Here is a 16,126-nt window from a genome sequence, read left to right as displayed (position 1 = left end):
TTTAGCGAACAATGAACTACTTCATCTCCTGCAAAGCTCGAGAATAGAAGCCGTGAACAAAATTCTATCAATCATTCTTTGGTACCCTGAAAGACTGTCAATACAAGAAGAGACAAGTGGGGGAGAAAAGGCGGTTGTGATGAAGGTTTACGATAAGTCCCCATTAGTAAATGGAACTTCACTTTCGGAAATCTGCACAGAATCACTAAGGATATTAGAGAAAATTCGTTCTATGAAAAAAACATATTATTATAGTTATTAAAACTTTGATAAATAGAAGCGAGAGGGCAATGTTTGGGATATAAGCGGAGAAAGTTCTCTTAATTATGAATTAGCACTGAAATAAGAGTAAATAGACGGATAGATTCCGCCTATTGAATTTAAAAAACTAAAAATGGTTCATTTTACTTTACTTAATAGGAAAACTTCCGCTTATATTCATCAAATGAATCTCGGATCTAAAGTTTAACCGGAAAATCTCCGCTTATTTTTGTAAGAAAAGTCGTCAGCCATCATTCGGGGTGCATTCCTGTCACATTTTTTATACTCCGCCTATCTAAATAGCTTTACACCAATAAAAAATGAGTGTCAATTTTAAAATAAATTGACACTCATTTTAACTTACATTTTTAATGTAGGGAACAGATATTAAAAATCATCAGGCATCCGTGATTTCGGTTATCCTTACTTATCTAATCTATCAATAAACAACTGGCCATGATGTTCTAAGTTCATTTTAGCTAACGAAGAAATATGAGTTTGCTTCGTTTTATGGTTAAGTTGTTTTAGATATTTATCCATGAATTTAATGGCTTGTTTTTCTGATCCCTTTTGGAGGTGATGCTCTACTTGTTTTAACGTGCTTTCTAGTTGGGCTACTAATGGACCAGACAAATCTCCACTAGCTTTATACTGTTCCATAAGTTTCGCTAAGGCACTTACTTCTCCAGGACTCCAATAGTTAGGAACTGGCACCTTCTCAAAATCTGTATCAGATGCAAAATAGAAGCTTGGATATGCAGGTTGATTATAGGTTGTGTTTTGCCAAGCAATCCCTGTTCGATATTGGGCATCGTGCATGAGTGTATAGAGTTTACGGTCAGTTACCTCATTGCTAAGATAAATACGAATGGCTGAACTATCTTCGGTACGAACGAGTAACTCTTCTCTCCAATCACCGAATATATCAGCAACTAGACCTGGGTTACCTTTTGTCCCATTGTTTGTTCTTGTTCCTTCAGCTGTAAGAACTCTACCATTTTTCCAATCATCAACAGAAGGAGTTACATTACCAGAACCATTCACAATTTGAGTCGTCATATCTTTTGACCACTTTATATTCATATTGGTTCCAGGACCTCTATCATTAATTTTCTCACCATCTGCCGTCCACAATCCAACAGCCCAAGTCTCTAAGCCTCTTTGTTCAGGATCAACGTCGCCTATCATCCCGCGTCCAGTATCTTTACCAGTGTATGCCCCATAAATAACCTCACCATTCGCTGCATCACGAAGAGCATATCCGTATGGAGCCCAACGACCACCTTCATGTACCATGAAAATCTCTAAGCCTTCTCGGTCTGGGTCAATATCTGCCACATGAAGTGCATCTCCGTGCCCAAGTCCTGCTTCTACTCCTGGTGTTCCACTACCCTCTGGCATAATATCTCGTGAATTATATAGAAGAGAACCATCATCATCGATCGTTGATGAACCATAAATGATTTCTTGCTTTCCATCACCATCCACATCTGCCGTACTTAAAGAATGGGCACCTTGAGTTGTAAGTAAAGCAAATTCTTCATTTGTCCCAGGTGTACCATGTGGTCCTGCGTTAAATGGATTTGCCATCGGTGTCCAGCCACTATCGACATTCCATTTTTCCTTTAAATTCTTGCCATCCCAATCATACGAAACAAGAGTTGACCTCGTATAATAACCTCGAGCAAAAACAGCTGAAGGCTTTTCTCCATCAAGATAAGCTACACCAGCTAAGAAGCGATCAACACGATTCCCTGGTTCAATTCTGCTCATCGCATAATCTCCCCACATCAAACCATCATCATGTCGCTCAGCTTTATAGTGAATCGTCTCCATTTCTTTTCCAGATTCTCCGTTAAAAACAGTTAAATACTCAGGCCCTTTTACAATAAATCCTTCGAAATCTCTTAAATTATTACGAGAACTTCTTCCCGGAGCATACTCATCGATAAAATAGTCTGCTAGACTTTCTGCATCCTCTCTAGATAGAGGGTAATTATATTGTGGTTCGATCCCAAAGCTTTCTTCTAATGTTGAAGGCCAGTTTCCAGCAACTACCTCTTCATGTTCATGCCATCCCAGAAACATGTCAACTACATGATTATAGTAATCCTCACTACTCATACGATAGTCATCATTATGGCTATAGCCAGCTTTTATATCTTCCTTTGGCATTGTAATAAATTCTTCAGATGCTACATTTCCATCTTGATCAAACTTCATTATTTTGGTACCAGGAGCCGTTTTAAACATCATCTCTGCTTTTCCATCACCATCAAAATCATAGACTAAGAATTGAGTATAATGAGCGCCAGAGCGAATATTTACACCTAAGTCGATACGGTAAAGAAGAGTCCCGTCCTGTTTATATGCATCAATATATGTGTTACCAGTATAACCTTTTTGCGAAACGTCCTTTGAATTAGAAGGATCCCATTTAACAAAAAATTCATATTGGCCGTCACCATCGACATCTCCAACACTCATATCATTCGCATGATAAGTGTAGGGTTCCCCTGCAGGTGTGACGCCATCGGCTGGCTTATGTAGTGGTAAATCATAATAGGAATTTGCCCATGGTGTAACGCTTTCACTTTTATCGACTTCTTTCCCATCAATAACAGCGCTTACATAATAAGTGGAATTAGATGTGCCTTCTTTATCTAAAAAGTTTGTACTGTCTTCAACTGTTGCAATTTTTTTACCATCACGATATACATTAAAGTTGGCACCAGTTAACCCATTTTCAGTATAGCCTGTTACTTCATTAGCTAGTAATCTCCAAGATAGGAAGGTTCCCTCTGAGGTGGCTGCTGATACTAAACCACGATCTAAGAATTCAAGCTGTATACCTTTATCTTTAGGTGCTGGAGTCTTATCGTTTCCTCCAGGGGCTGCTGATGCACCAACAACTCCAGTAAATATCATACTAGTTGCTAATACATTCGTAATAATCTTTTTTGAAAATGGAGCCTTTTTCATTTTTTTCACCTTCCACTATTTTTATAGTAGTACTCTTCTTGCGTCTTTCGCATTCCCCTTAGAAGCTAAAAGTGATAAAACCAAATAAAATAATGGTTACGCTTACATTTTTTTTGGGATTTAACATCTCCTTTATAAGATTTTTGTTCCCAATCAAATAAACCCTAGAATAGTAAAGGGTTTATTTGATTGGGAATACCCTGTATTATAAGCATGATGTACAAACTTTCGTATTAAATAATCAGAGGTGTTTGTATGAAAAACAGTGATTTGCAAAATTTGAGAAAAAAGAACTACATGAAGTCTCGGTCTTTAGTATGGGAAAAATAACTGAGAATCCATTTTAAACGATTAATTACCCAATTGTGTTCTTTTACTTTGTCTCATTTTTTTTGTAAACTATAATTTATGTAATTAATTTATAGATGAGTAATTTTACAGTTTAGGGGGAGGCGATGGATTATGAAGAAATCAAAAGGTAGCATTGAGGCAGAAATTAGCAAGTCTATCACTCAATGGGAGAAAGATTTCCTAGGACGTGGTTCTATATCTGTTAAAACTGATATTTTCCGTGATATGATTTTTGTGACATTACAAGGTATTCTAACACCTGCTGAATATGAAGTGTGTCGAACAAAAGAGGGGATCTTATCTATAAAAAAGATTCGATCAGAAATGGTTGAATTAGGTATAGTGGAATTAAATAACTTTATTCTGAATATAACGGGCCAAGAAGTGAAAAGCTTTTACACTGATTTAAGCACTCGTACAGGAGAAAGAGTAATGGTATTTAAATTATTTAATGACTATGAGAAAAGTTTTTAATAATTTGACAGATAAAGCAATGAGGCTTATAATCAATTAGATTGTTGATAGCTTTTTCCAATGTCCTTGGCAAGGGGAAAAGAAATCATCTTTTGGATCATTAAATAGCTATGGTTGCTTATGTAAACACTAAATGTGAGTGCAAAGAGACCAACGGAGATGTTATTACTCATCACCGTTGGTCTCTTTTTTTATAATATTTATTCTGATAATTAAGTGGTTAAAAGGGGGACGTTACAATGAATAGATGGTTAGTTGTATTAGGGGCAATAATCATTCAACTTAATTTAGGGGCTGTATATGCATGGAGCTTATTTAATCAGCCGCTTATTGATAAATTCGGTTGGGCTCGAGAAGAAGTGGTTGTAACGTTTTCGATTACGATTGCGGTCATGGCGTTTACAACAATATTTGCAGGTAGGCTTCAGGATCAAATTGGACCAAGATGGGTTGCGTCGATAGGAGGATTATTACTCGGAATTGGGGTAATGTTAGCAAGTCAAGCAACGACACTATTTCAACTCTATTTCTTTTATGGAGTCATCGGTGGAATTGGTATTGGTATGACCTATGTTTGTCCACTTTCAGCATGTGTAAAGTGGTTTCCTGACAAAAGAGGATTTATTAGTGGGATAGCTGTAGCAGGTTTTGGGTTAGGGGGTCTCGTCTACAAGCCAGTAATCGGGTATTTGATCGAACTTACGGGAGTATCTTCGTCATTTTTGTATGTGGGTGCTATTTATTTGGTATTAGTCATTGCAGGTGCTCAATTGTTAAAAAATCCACCAATAGAGAATCAATTATCATTGAGTCAAGAAGTAGCTTTAGATGGTGAAAGTCAATTTACTGTGAAAGAAATGCTTAGTACGTATCAATTTTATTTATTGTGGTTTATGTTTTTATTTGGTAGTGTTTCTGGATTAATGGTCATAAGTTATGCAGTGGATATCGGAGTTGATTTGGCTAATTTAAGTCTTGAGCAGGCTGGTAATGCCGTGATGGTTATTGCTTTATTTAATGCATCGGGGCGGATTCTTTTAGGTAAACTATCTGATCGTATTGGGCGAAGTAACACGTTAATAATAAGTTATGGTTTAACAGCACTTATTATGTTTTATATTAGTACGGGAATGATGAATTATTCGTCATTTTTAATTGCTGTTTCATTAATCGGATTCTGTTTTGGTGGCTTTTTAGCATTATTCCCATCAGTTACAGCTGATTATTATGGAACGAAGAATATGGGAAGTAATTATGGTTTTATGTATCAGGCATATGGTTTATCAGCTTTTGTTGGACCACTTGTCGTTAAAGCTTTCCCATTCACTCAAGCCTTTTTATTAGCGAGTCTTTTCTGTATAGTGGCTATTGTAATGGCGAAATTTGTTAAAGTGCCAAAGAAAGCTCCAGTTAAAGGATTACAGGAGGAAAGAAGTGTCGTTTAAGAGAGAAGGACTTTTCCTTAAATGTATCAAACCATTAAGTCCCCTAATTGGAGTCAAGTAGGGGCTCTTTTTTTTCTTAAAAGGTTAGGGGAATAATCCTTACTGAAAAATAAAAATCAATTAAAGTAGATTAGAGATTTTCGGAAGAATTTTCCTGTGTAATTGTTGAGGGTGCGTTCATAATTGGTTAAAATTAGTTCAAAGAATAGTAGGTCAGATAGAGTCAAAATGAGGTATAATTATAATAGTTAAATAGTCATGGGCAAACTATGTGAAAGCATAGGACGCAAAGCCACGGGTCTAAACACAGTATGACAGCCGGGTTGCATAGAGTTAATAAACCTACTGTGAGAGCCGGTTTTTTTTGCGTCTTAAAAACTCTAGATTAACCAAAAGTATGGTAGGTGATTTCTTGAAACTATTATTTTATTTTTTATTATATATGGTTCCAGCGTGCCTTTTTATTTACATGGCAGGAATGGTATATAGTAATAACCGTCATAGTGCTAAACATATTACCTGTAGTCTACTATATGTGTTTACGTCCATGTGGTTTTTAGGAGTTTTTACTACTCTAGTTATATATCCGACAGCCTTTAACGCAATCACTATTTATTGGGTAAACGGAAGTATATCCATTGCATCTTTGCTATCTCTTCATCTTTGGCTAATGAATGCAAGCATGTACAATAAGAAAAATGGTAAATATCTAAAGCTTTTGTTTCTTCCAGGAATCTTGATGATCATGACCTTTCCGATTGATTCTTGGATGCTAAAGGGAAATGGTGGTAATTCGTTAGATTCGATGTTTACCCCAGGTCCAGGTATTTATTTGTTGTGGATGGTTGATTTTTTAAATCTTATAATTATTCTTATCTTAACTGTCATTGAAATGAAGAAGGGAAATAATGCTGCTAGAATATGGTTCAAAGGGATTATATTGTACTTTGTATGGACAGTATTTATGTTATCAGCAGCAATACTCTTTCAGAATACCAGCTTCTACTTCTTTTTCTACTTTATCCCGCATGGATCTTTATTTTGGTTGTTTGCTATTTTTATTAGTATGTCGAGATTCGATTATCTATCATCTTATGAGAAAAGGTATCAAATCCTATTTGAACGGTCACCGTTGGGAATTCTGATCATGGATGAAGAAACGAATGTTTTGGAGGCAAGCCCCAAAATTCTCAAATACTTGGGAGTAACAAGGAAAGAACTTCTCCAATCACCATTAGTATCGTTTTTAAGTGGAATAGACAAGGTTGAGTATATTGAAGAACATCATAAATTATTTGAAAATCGAATTAAACTCGAGAACTATGAAATGACATTTATGAATAAATTAGAAGAACAAGTTACGTTATTAGTTGATTCAGATTTTATTATGGTAGAAGGAAAAACTCTTCAGTTTGTGATGGTTAAAGACATAACAGAAGCTAAAGCAATAGAAGAGAGAATGAAGTTTTTAGCTTACCATGATATATTAACCGGTTTGGCGAACCGAGCTGCCTTTGAAAAACAAATAACTAGTTTGATAAACGAAAAAGAGATGTTCAACCTACTGTTACTTGATTTGAACAAACTGAAGAGGATAAATGATACGTTTGGACATCAAGCAGGAGATCAAGCGATACAGCATATCGCAGATATTTTACGAAAAGTAACTAAAGGGAAACATCACACTGCCAGATTAGGTGGGGATGAGTTTGTTATGTTACTCAATGTTGAAAACACAGAAAATACGATTGAAGCCATTCGCCAGCAATTAGACATACCATTGAAGGTATCCCAAAATAACCAAATACGTGTATCGGCAAGTATTGGTGTGAGTAGCTATCCTTTGGATGGTGAAACAATAGACCAGTTGTATAGCATTGCGGACAAACGTATGTACGTAGAGAAACACGATGTCAGAACTGTTGAGTACTAAACTAGTAGATATAGTAGAAGTGAAGGATCTGATCTGACAAACAGAGTAATCAAACTAGCAGTAATGCTATACTATATTCCAGATGTTATATAAGCTTTAATCAAAAGAAACCACTCCGTTTTTTCAGGAGTGGTTTCTTTTGTAATATATAATTGACTTTGTGTATGGTTTGTTTTACATTGTGTATATAGTGTTTTACTTTTTGTTAAATTAAGTATACAGGGGGAGAGTGAAATATGAATTATCAAGAAAAGAAGAGCATCGTATCACTAATTAGCACAATCATTATTTTCGGAGTTTATTGTGCATACATGTATCCGCAGTATCCCAATGGTGTGCAAGAGTCAACGGAAACTTTTCGTTTTTGGGGTTCCTTCGTTCTCATCTTGACATTGGTTTCTATTGTTGCACATATCGTGAACAGCATTGCGTTCAACATCTTCTTCCGAATAACGACAGGAGAAAAGGAACCGTCCTTTGCAGATGAAATGGATAAGATTATTGAACTGAGATCTTTTCGTAATTCTTTCTTTATGTTTGTTCTTGGTTTTCTACTTGCCATGGGGTCGCTTGTAATCGAACAGCCGTTACAGGTGATGTTCGTGATCCTGATCATCTTCGGATTTATCTCAGATGTGACTGGTTCAGTTACAAAACTTTATCATTATCGGAAAGGAGTCTAATATGGGAAAAAATCTTGTCGGCAATCATATCAGAAAATTACGCTTTAACCATGATGAAATGACCCAGCAGAACTTGGCTGACAAGGTAGGCGTAACAAGACAAACCATCGTAGCTCTAGAAAAGGGAAACTACTCCCCATCACTAGAACTGGCTTTTCGTATAGCTAATGCCTTTAACTTACCTTTAGAAGAGGTATTCTTTTATGGGGATAACACAAAGCAGTAAGAACGATGATTGTTTTTGTTTCCTTTGGAATGTAGTACTATGAACCGAATGCAGCACTGCGTAAAATCCATTTAAGGAGCTGGATTATGAAAACGAATGTCTACGATGAAAATCAATCTCCTGATATGCCTCAGCATAATGGGAAACCTAAGCCTCAGAAAAACAAAGGGACGGCAAAAACAGTTTCGTCAAAGTGGTTTATCGTCGCACTGCTTGTATTAAGTGTCGTTCCACTCATCGCTGGGGCCATTCGCCTAACCGAACTAGCGGGAGGTGCGGAAATCACGCCAGACAACGCAAGGTTCTTTGCTTCGCCCCTGCCGGTGGTGTTGCATATCCTTAGTGCTAGCGTATATTCCATTCTGGGTGCTTTCCAATTCTCAAGTGGTTTTCGACGGAGCAGGCCCGGTTGGCATCGTGCAGCCGGTAGACTTCTGGTTATATGCGGACTATTGGTTGGGTTTTCAGGGCTGTGGATGACCCTGTTCTATCCTCGCCCGGATGGCACTGGTGAGTTGCTTTATGCATTACGGCTCTTGTTTGGAACTGCCATGGTTGTGTCCATCATCCTCGGCTTTGCTGCGATCCTACGAGGAAATGTAATCCGGCACAGTGCATGGATGATTAGAGGATATGCGATTGGGCTTGGTGCTGGTACCCAGGTTTTGACCTATTTGGCCGGGTTATTAATCATTGGCCCACCGAATGAACTTAGCGGAGCACTATTAATGGGTGCGGGATGGGTGATCAACCTCATTGTGGCAGAATGGGCTATTCGCAAGCGATCATAAAGTTGTCTGAGGCTGACACATAATGTGTCAGTCGTTTTTTTTGTTTAAAAATCCATTAGGTCCACACGTGTTGCAACATCTCCTATTTGAAAAGTAATATTTCTCTTAAGTAAAGAATTTCCTAAATTTTCATAAATTTTTACTATTTATACCAATTCCGTTATATAGTAATCGGAGTAATTGTACTTCAGTTTCTATAACGTCGGAGGGTAGGGATTATATGACTAATGTTTTGAAAGTTGAGCCACAATATGTTGAACAACAGTCACCAAAACTGTTTGAGGGCGAAAGAATACTTGTAATTAATGGTCTTATTGGTTTGGTTCTAGCGGCAGTTATTGGAATTGTTATGGTGACACAGGGTGCTGTAAGAGCTCCAGAGGGCAATTTAAGTAATGCTTTTTCTTTTAATGCAGCCCTTGGGATTTTTAGCATTTCAATAGCTGCGATTTTACCTTTTGGAAAACTGAGTAGAAAAAGTAGAGTATGGATGAGATGGCTTCTAGTTTCATCATCGTTGTATGCGTATGCAGTCGAAACGATTCAAAACTTCCGGGGTTATAACCCACGTTATTCTGTTGAAGGAACTTCATTCGATGCGATTGTGGGTATGGTTTTCGGTGTTGTCTCTCTTGTTATAGTCTTTATAGCGACTTGGTTGGCGATACAGTTTTTTCGGATATCATCTCAAGAAAGGCCTTTACTCATTTTTGGTGTGCGGTATGCCTTACTCTCTGTTTTCCTTGCTAATCTCGCTGGGTTATGGATGATCTTTCTTCAAAGTCGCTTTACAGGGGATGCCGGAAATATTATTGTCTTACATGGTATGGGGTTTCATGCTCTACAAACATTAATAATACCGGCCTTAATCTTAGAAAAAACACAAGTTGATCAAACGTTAAAGAAGAAGCTAGTTCATTTAAGTGGGATTGCTTGGTTATTGTCTTTATTATTAATTGGAGTTCAAACAGGATTAGGTTTTTCTGTGTTTGAACTAACGATGATACCTATTCTAGCTGCGTTTTTACTCATCGTCTGGGCTGGAATCATTTCGGTTGCATTAGTGTTCAAAATCACTAAATATAATGAATAAAGCCTAGTGGGGGGCTGGTCGCATATATATTAGACTCAACTCGAAAAAGTCCCTATGAATTAGCTAAAATAATAAATCCAATAGGCTAATGCAATGACCAAGACACATACATATCCCCAAGAAACCTTCCTCTTCCAGGTATTTGGATGAAAGGTTGTAAAAAGATATAATAATGGAACAAAAGTCCAAGGGAATAATAGAAGTATTCCTACTAAGAATAGTCCAATTCCAAGGCCAACAGTGTCCATACTAAAGGAAGCGGAGAATAAGTAAGCTGATATTCCTAATCCAATAGGAGAGAATAGCATTAATAGATAGCATTTAAGACGGAAGTTAGAAAAATAGAATTGTAACTGATCGTCCTCATATAATTTAAATTTAACCTTAGGCTTTATTTTGAATTTTGATAAAGGCTGAAGTATTTTAGCTGGTTCTAATTGCATGGTGATTCCTCCTTTTTATGGTTAGGGGATTGGTTAGGGGATTACAAGATGTATATAAGGTTTAACGCAATTCTATGACTTTAAGGAAATGTTTGGTATTTTTTTCTATATTTAATAGACGAATAAGAAGGTTAATAAGTTTCATTTTTCTTTATTTTTTACTATTTTTACTACTTTCCCCTCATTTTTCCACATAAAAACCGCCATCAAACCGATGGCGGTTAATTCTATATTAAATTATTTACTTGATACTTGATCTTTTTTGTTAGTAGCCTTAAGGTCAAAGCGATCTGCATTCATTACTTTTACCCAAGCAGCAATGAAGTCACGTACAAACTTTTCTTTGTTGTCTTCCTGAGCATAAACCTCTGCAATCGCACGTAGAACAGAGTTTGAACCGAATACTAAGTCAACTCTAGTTGCTGTGCGAAGTATTTGCCCTGATAGACGGTCACGTCCTTCATAAAGGTTTGCTCCAGCAGGGATCCACTTCACTCCCATGTCAAGCAAGTTAACAAAGAAGTCATTAGTTAGTTTACCTACATTGTCTGTGAATACTCCATGAGCAGTACCACCATGGTTTGTACCTAGAACACGTAGACCACCAATAAGAGCAGTCATTTCTGGTGCAGTAAGGGTTAATAGCTGAGCCTTATCGATTAAAAGTTCTTCTGGACTTACGCTATATTGCTTCTTTTGATAGTTGCGGAAGCCATCAGCTACAGGCTCAAGTACTTCAAAGTTTTCTACATCAGTTTGTTCTTGTGTTGCATCACCACGTCCTGGTGCGAAAGGAACTGTAACATCAAAGCCTGCATCTTGTGCAGCTTTTTCGATTGCCGCACTACCACCAAGAACAATCAAATCAGCAATGCTTACTGGCTTTTCAAAATCCTTTTGAATGCCTTCTAGTACATGAAGTACTTGAGTAAGTTGTTCTGGTTGATTCACTTCCCAATCCTTTTGTGGAGCAAGACGGATACGAGAACCATTTGCACCACCACGGTGGTCTGAACCACGGTACGTACTAGCAGAAGCCCAAGCAGTTTCAACTAGCTTGTTAACTGTAAGACCTGAATCTAAGATTTTTGCTTTAAGCTCAGCCACATCAGCATCTGTTAAATCATAATTTCCAGCTGGTACTGGATCTTGCCAGATGAAATCTTCTTGTGGAACTTCTGGTCCTAAATATCTTACTTTTGGCCCCATGTCACGGTGTAATAACTTAAACCATGCACGAGCAAATGCATCTGCAAAGTCTTCTGGATTCTGATGGAAACGACGAGAAATCTTTTCATAGATTGGGTCGTGGCGTAACGCTAAATCCGTAGTGAACATTACAGTCGGGACTTTTTTCGTTGGATCTTCTGCATCTGGTGCAAGATCTTTTTCATCAGGATCTACAGCCATCCACTGATATGCTCCTGCGGGACTCTTAGTTAACCACCACTCATATCCAAATAATAGATCAAAGAATCCGTTATCCCACTGTGTTGGGTTAGCTGTCCATGAACCTTCAAGACCACTAGTGATCGTGTCACGACCTTTTCCACTACCATATGAGTTATGCCATCCGAAGCCTTGTGATTCAATTGGCGCTGCTTCTGGATCTGGGCCAACAAGTGCAGCATCTCCAGCACCATGTGCCTTACCAAAAGTATGACCTCCAGCGATTAGTGCAACTGTTTCTTCATCGTTCATTCCCATACGCCCGAATGTATCACGAATGTCCTTTGCTGCTGCAATTGGATCTGGTTTACCGTTTGGACCTTCTGGGTTTACATAGATAAGTCCCATCTGAACCGCTGCAAGAGGATTCTCAAGCTCACGTTCACCACTATAACGAGTATCACCTAACCATTCTTTTTCATTACCCCAATAGATGTCTTCTTCAGGATGCCAAATGTCTGCACGTCCAGCTCCGAAACCTACTGTCTTACCACCCATATCTTCAATTGCAACATTACCAGCTAAAACAAGTAAGTCGGCCCAAGAAATTTTGTTTCCGTACTTTTGTTTAATTGGCCATAGAAGGCGTCGTGCTTTATCAAGGTTACCATTGTCAGGCCAGCTGTTTAGTGGTGCAAAACGTTGGTTACCAGTTCCGCCACCGCCTCGTCCATCTCCAGTACGGTATGTACCAGCCGCATGCCAAGACATACGGATAAAGAATGGGCCATAATGACCATAATCAGCAGGCCACCAATCTTGACTGTCTGTCATTAGGTTTTTAAGATCTTGTTTAAGTGCAGCAAAGTCTAACTTTTGGAATTCCTCTGTATAATTAAAGTCTTCTCCCATAGGGTTTGTTTTTCGGTCATGCTGGTGAAGAATATTTAGGTTTAACGCGTTTGGCCACCAGTCTTTGTTTGAAGTCCCACCTGATTTACTACTAGTAGTAGAGCCTCCGTGAAACGGGCAACCTGAAACATTAGCATTGTCTTTAGTATCCATATAATCTCTCCTTTTATATGAGTTTAATAGAATTATAATTATATACCTTGTTTTATAAAATATTAAAACTAAGTTTATAATAATTATTATGTAGGTATTATGTTAAAATGTCAATAAAAAAAGAAAGAAATATAAACTAAGAGAATAATATAATTAAGAAACCGCAAAAGACGTTCGGGCTTGATGATAGAAGTAATTAGAAGCGGAATGCATAAAATAGGTAAAGTGATGAATAGGTAAAGTAATGAAATCTTAGTCGCAAAATGAAAAAACTTTGATATTAAAGAGGACTATAGAAACAAATGTCATATGAAATATACTGAAATTATTATCCATGGACAGGTATTATTATATTAAAGAGATAAGCTGATTATGATAAACTCTTTTAACTAACTTAAAAAAGTATAATCTTAAATGGGGAGTATATTAATCATTGTAAATGAGAATATAAGAGAACGTTTAGAGGAATTTTACTGCTGAGACAATTGCAATTATAAAAGGCTTATTGAGAAAATTATAATATATTCTCATACTACAATTATAATGAATAGAATTGATATGATACAAGCCATAAGGGTGTTCCTGTAGAAAGCCTTTTATAATTTAGTTCAAATAATGTTCATAATTGGTTAATTTTATTCATGTTTTTTGTTTAACTTATTCCCACATAAACCAAACAAAAAAACCGATTAGGGTACTTTTATATAGTACCTCAACCGGTTATTTTTATAATCAAATGTGTTAATCACCGATTAAACTCGCATTTTCACCTAAGTACGAGAGTAACTCTTTCATATTAAGAGGGTAGCTAAAATAATACCCTTGTGCCATGTCACATCCATTTTCAACTAGGAATTTTGCTTGTTCACTTGTTTCGGCACCTTCTGCAATGACTTTTAAACCTAACTTATGTGCCATAAAGATAATCATGGTGGCGATATCTTGATCTTCTTTATTTTGAGGGATGTTTTTTATAAAAGACCGATCAATTTTCAGTATATTGATGGGAAATGACCTTAAATAACTAAGTGAACTATAGCCTATTCCAAAATCATCGATTGAAATAGAGACACCAAGAGTTTTCAATTCATTAAGAATACTGGTAGTAAGTTGAACGTCCGCTGTCATACTTTCTGTTATTTCGAAATGCAATCTAGTAGGATTAATACCGGTTTCTCTTATGATATTAGCTACTATAGATACAAAATTTGTTTGGTAAAACTGACGGATGGATAAATTAACAGCTATATCTATAAAGGTAAATCCTTTTAAGTCTAGCGTTCTTAAATGTCTACAGGCACTTTCAATCACCCATTGACCTATTGGTAAAATGAGTCCATTTTCTTCTGCAATTGGAATAAACTTTGCTGGTGAGATCATCCCCATTGATGGATGTTTCCAACGAAGCAGTGCTTCAACCGAAATCACTTTACTAGATTGTAAATCAATAATTGGCTGATAATAAAGAGATAACTCATTTTTATCAAGTGCTTTACGTAATTCGTTTTCGAGCATCAGTTGTTCTTCTTGTTGTTTATCCATATTTAAATCATAGAATCTGAATGTATTCCTTCCATCCTTTTTCGCTTGATACATGGCAACATCAGATTTTCTAAGTAAATCACTTTCATGATGCCCGTCTTCTGGATACATGCTAATTCCAATGCTTGGTGTAACAAATACTTCTTTCCCTTGAATATAGAAGGGTGTTGATAATGTATTAAGAATACGCATTGCAATGCTCTCAACTTTATTCTTTGTAATATTGTCTAGTAGAATAATAAACTCATCTCCGCCTTGTCTTGCTGCTGTATCATTATGACGAATACATGCTGTTATTCGATTGGCAACTTCCTTTAAAAGAAGGTCCCCTATGTTATGGCCTAAAGTGTCATTTATTAGTTTGAATCGATCTAAATCAATAAAAAGAAGTGCTAAGGTTTCTGTTTTATTAGTAAGGGCCTGAGAAGCTTTTACACCAAAAAGTCTTCGGTTTGGAAGACCTGTCAGCTCATCATGATAGGCCATATAATTAATTTTTTCTTCTGACTCGTAATGTTGAATAGCTAAGCTTGTTAAATAAGTTGCTTTCTCAATAACGATCATATCAACATCATTTGGTTTATTTTGTTCAGGGAAATATGCTGCAAATGTACCTAATGTCCTTGATTGATTGTCTAGTACTGGATATGACCAACAGGCCCTGAGATTATGTTTTAAAGCAATATCTCTATGCTTGTTCCATAGTTTATGACTCTCTATATCTTCAACTATAACTGGCTTCTGTGTATATGCAGCTGTCCCACAAGAACCACTTCCCGGTCCAACCGGTACTCCATGGCTTATGAAGTCAATATATTCAAGAGGCAAATTAACGGCTGCTCCTTTTTTTAGAATTCCTTGATTATGATCCATTAATAAAACAGAGCACAGCCCTCCATCTAAAACATCTTCCATTAATAGCGTAATAGAAGTTAGAACTTCCTCTAATTTGAACCCTTTTGCGATCATTTCTAAAATTTTATTTTGGCCGTCTAATAGTTTTCTCGTTCTTTTTTCTTCGGTAATATCTTTTGCAATGCCGACTATGCCTTTTATATCGCCACCAGCATTTACCATTGGAATAACGGTTACTAATAGGTTAACTACTTGGCCTTGTTTATGGATAATGGAAGTTTCAAAGGTTGATTGTTCTCCATTTAAGACCTTAAAAAACTGAATTTCTGTATTAGCTAAGTCTTTCTCTCTGATAATTCCATGAAAAGACTGGCCAATTATTTCTTCTCTTGTATATCCTGATATAGCGATAAATGAATCATTAAGAAGGATAAAATTTCCTTTAAGATCCATTCCGTAACTTGCATCTTGATTGTGTATAAATAAAGAATTGTAAAATTCATTAGCAGAGCTGTGATCTAGTAATCTCTCCATTTTTTTAATACCCTCATTCTTTTTCATTCTATCCTTATTTTACTACAGTATTTCTTCTA

Annotated in this window: 11 protein-coding genes and 1 riboswitch; of the genes, 7 read left to right on the top strand and 4 right to left on the bottom strand. The window is 36.7% G+C overall.

Features of this window, described 5'->3' with window-relative positions:
* Positions 1–684: 684 nt before the first annotated feature.
* Positions 685–3,243, bottom strand: a complete 2,559-nt coding sequence (locus BLQ56_RS14945; RefSeq protein ID WP_090855968.1) for a rhamnogalacturonan lyase — start codon at positions 3,241–3,243, stop codon at positions 685–687.
* A gap of 462 nt (positions 3,244–3,705) precedes the next feature.
* On the opposite strand from BLQ56_RS14945, the gene BLQ56_RS14940 reads away from it, so the two are divergent.
* The 7 genes from BLQ56_RS14940 to BLQ56_RS14910 all read left to right on the top strand — a co-directional run bounded on the left by BLQ56_RS14940 (position 3,706) and on the right by BLQ56_RS14910 (position 10,239).
* On the top strand, positions 3,706–4,068 hold the full coding sequence (locus tag BLQ56_RS14940; RefSeq protein ID WP_090855965.1) for a Na-translocating system protein MpsC family protein: 363 nt from the start codon (positions 3,706–3,708) through the stop codon (positions 4,066–4,068).
* A 239-nt stretch (positions 4,069–4,307) separates the two neighbouring features.
* A complete protein-coding gene (locus tag BLQ56_RS14935; protein ID WP_090855962.1) occupies positions 4,308–5,513 on the top strand; it encodes an L-lactate MFS transporter in 1,206 nt (401 codons plus the stop codon).
* Positions 5,514–5,764: 251 nt separating this feature from the next.
* A riboswitch (cyclic di-GMP riboswitch) is annotated at positions 5,765–5,844 on the top strand.
* A gap of 81 nt (positions 5,845–5,925) precedes the next feature.
* Positions 5,926–7,446, top strand: a complete 1,521-nt coding sequence (locus tag BLQ56_RS14930) for a sensor domain-containing diguanylate cyclase (RefSeq protein WP_175490319.1) — start codon at positions 5,926–5,928, stop codon at positions 7,444–7,446.
* Positions 7,447–7,682: 236 nt separating this feature from the next.
* The gene (locus tag BLQ56_RS14925; RefSeq protein WP_090855954.1) at positions 7,683–8,129 is read left to right on the top strand and encodes a hypothetical protein; all 447 of its coding nucleotides are present in this window, start codon (positions 7,683–7,685) and stop codon (positions 8,127–8,129) included.
* 1 nt (position 8,130) lies between these two features.
* Positions 8,131–8,355: a helix-turn-helix transcriptional regulator gene (locus tag BLQ56_RS14920; protein ID WP_090855952.1), complete on the top strand. Its 225-nt coding sequence runs from the start codon at positions 8,131–8,133 to the stop codon at positions 8,353–8,355.
* An 86-nt stretch (positions 8,356–8,441) separates the two neighbouring features.
* Positions 8,442–9,146, top strand: a complete 705-nt coding sequence (locus tag BLQ56_RS14915) for a DUF2306 domain-containing protein (RefSeq protein WP_204381082.1) — start codon at positions 8,442–8,444, stop codon at positions 9,144–9,146.
* A 220-nt stretch (positions 9,147–9,366) separates the two neighbouring features.
* The gene (locus BLQ56_RS14910) at positions 9,367–10,239 is read left to right on the top strand and encodes a hypothetical protein (protein ID WP_090855949.1); all 873 of its coding nucleotides are present in this window, start codon (positions 9,367–9,369) and stop codon (positions 10,237–10,239) included.
* A 59-nt stretch (positions 10,240–10,298) separates the two neighbouring features.
* Here BLQ56_RS14910 and BLQ56_RS14905 read toward each other — a convergent pair whose 3' ends face one another.
* The 3 genes from BLQ56_RS14905 to BLQ56_RS14895 form a co-directional block, all read right to left on the bottom strand.
* Positions 10,299–10,682 (bottom strand): hypothetical protein, encoded by a 384-nt coding sequence (locus tag BLQ56_RS14905; RefSeq protein WP_090855947.1) that lies wholly within the window; start codon positions 10,680–10,682, stop codon positions 10,299–10,301.
* Between the two features lie 237 nt (positions 10,683–10,919).
* Positions 10,920–13,136: a catalase/peroxidase HPI gene (gene katG, locus BLQ56_RS14900; protein WP_090855944.1), complete on the bottom strand. Its 2,217-nt coding sequence runs from the start codon at positions 13,134–13,136 to the stop codon at positions 10,920–10,922.
* Between the two features lie 741 nt (positions 13,137–13,877).
* Complete coding sequence (locus tag BLQ56_RS14895; RefSeq protein WP_175490318.1) at positions 13,878–16,067, bottom strand: bifunctional diguanylate cyclase/phosphodiesterase; 2,190 nt, start codon at positions 16,065–16,067, stop codon at positions 13,878–13,880.
* Positions 16,068–16,126 lie beyond the last annotated feature (59 nt).

This window comes from Litchfieldia salsa, from assembly GCF_900104555.1.
GTDB classification, from domain to species: Bacteria; Bacillota; Bacilli; order Bacillales; family Bacillaceae_L; genus Litchfieldia; species Litchfieldia salsa.
The sequence above is the reverse complement of the archived record's forward strand: the minus strand, read 5'-3'. Positions and strand labels throughout refer to the sequence as shown.

Excerpts from the sequence above, each read along its gene's own strand:
- BLQ56_RS14910 (WP_090855949.1), top strand. The coding sequence starts at position 9,367 with ATGACTAATGTTTTGAAAGTTGAGCCACAATATGTTGAACAACAGTCA.
- BLQ56_RS14920 (WP_090855952.1), top strand. The coding sequence starts at position 8,131 with ATGGGAAAAAATCTTGTCGGCAATCATATCAGAAAATTACGCTTTAAC.
- BLQ56_RS14935 (WP_090855962.1), top strand. The coding sequence starts at position 4,308 with ATGAATAGATGGTTAGTTGTATTAGGGGCAATAATCATTCAACTTAAT.
- BLQ56_RS14945 (WP_090855968.1), bottom strand. The coding sequence starts at position 3,243 with ATGAAAAAGGCTCCATTTTCAAAAAAGATTATTACGAATGTATTAGCA.
- BLQ56_RS14915 (WP_204381082.1), top strand. The coding sequence starts at position 8,442 with ATGAAAACGAATGTCTACGATGAAAATCAATCTCCTGATATGCCTCAG.
- BLQ56_RS14940 (WP_090855965.1), top strand. The coding sequence starts at position 3,706 with ATGAAGAAATCAAAAGGTAGCATTGAGGCAGAAATTAGCAAGTCTATC.
- BLQ56_RS14905 (WP_090855947.1), bottom strand. The coding sequence starts at position 10,682 with ATGCAATTAGAACCAGCTAAAATACTTCAGCCTTTATCAAAATTCAAA.
- BLQ56_RS14895 (WP_175490318.1), bottom strand. The coding sequence starts at position 16,067 with ATGGAGAGATTACTAGATCACAGCTCTGCTAATGAATTTTACAATTCT.
- katG (WP_090855944.1), bottom strand. The coding sequence starts at position 13,136 with ATGGATACTAAAGACAATGCTAATGTTTCAGGTTGCCCGTTTCACGGA.
- BLQ56_RS14925 (WP_090855954.1), top strand. The coding sequence starts at position 7,683 with ATGAATTATCAAGAAAAGAAGAGCATCGTATCACTAATTAGCACAATC.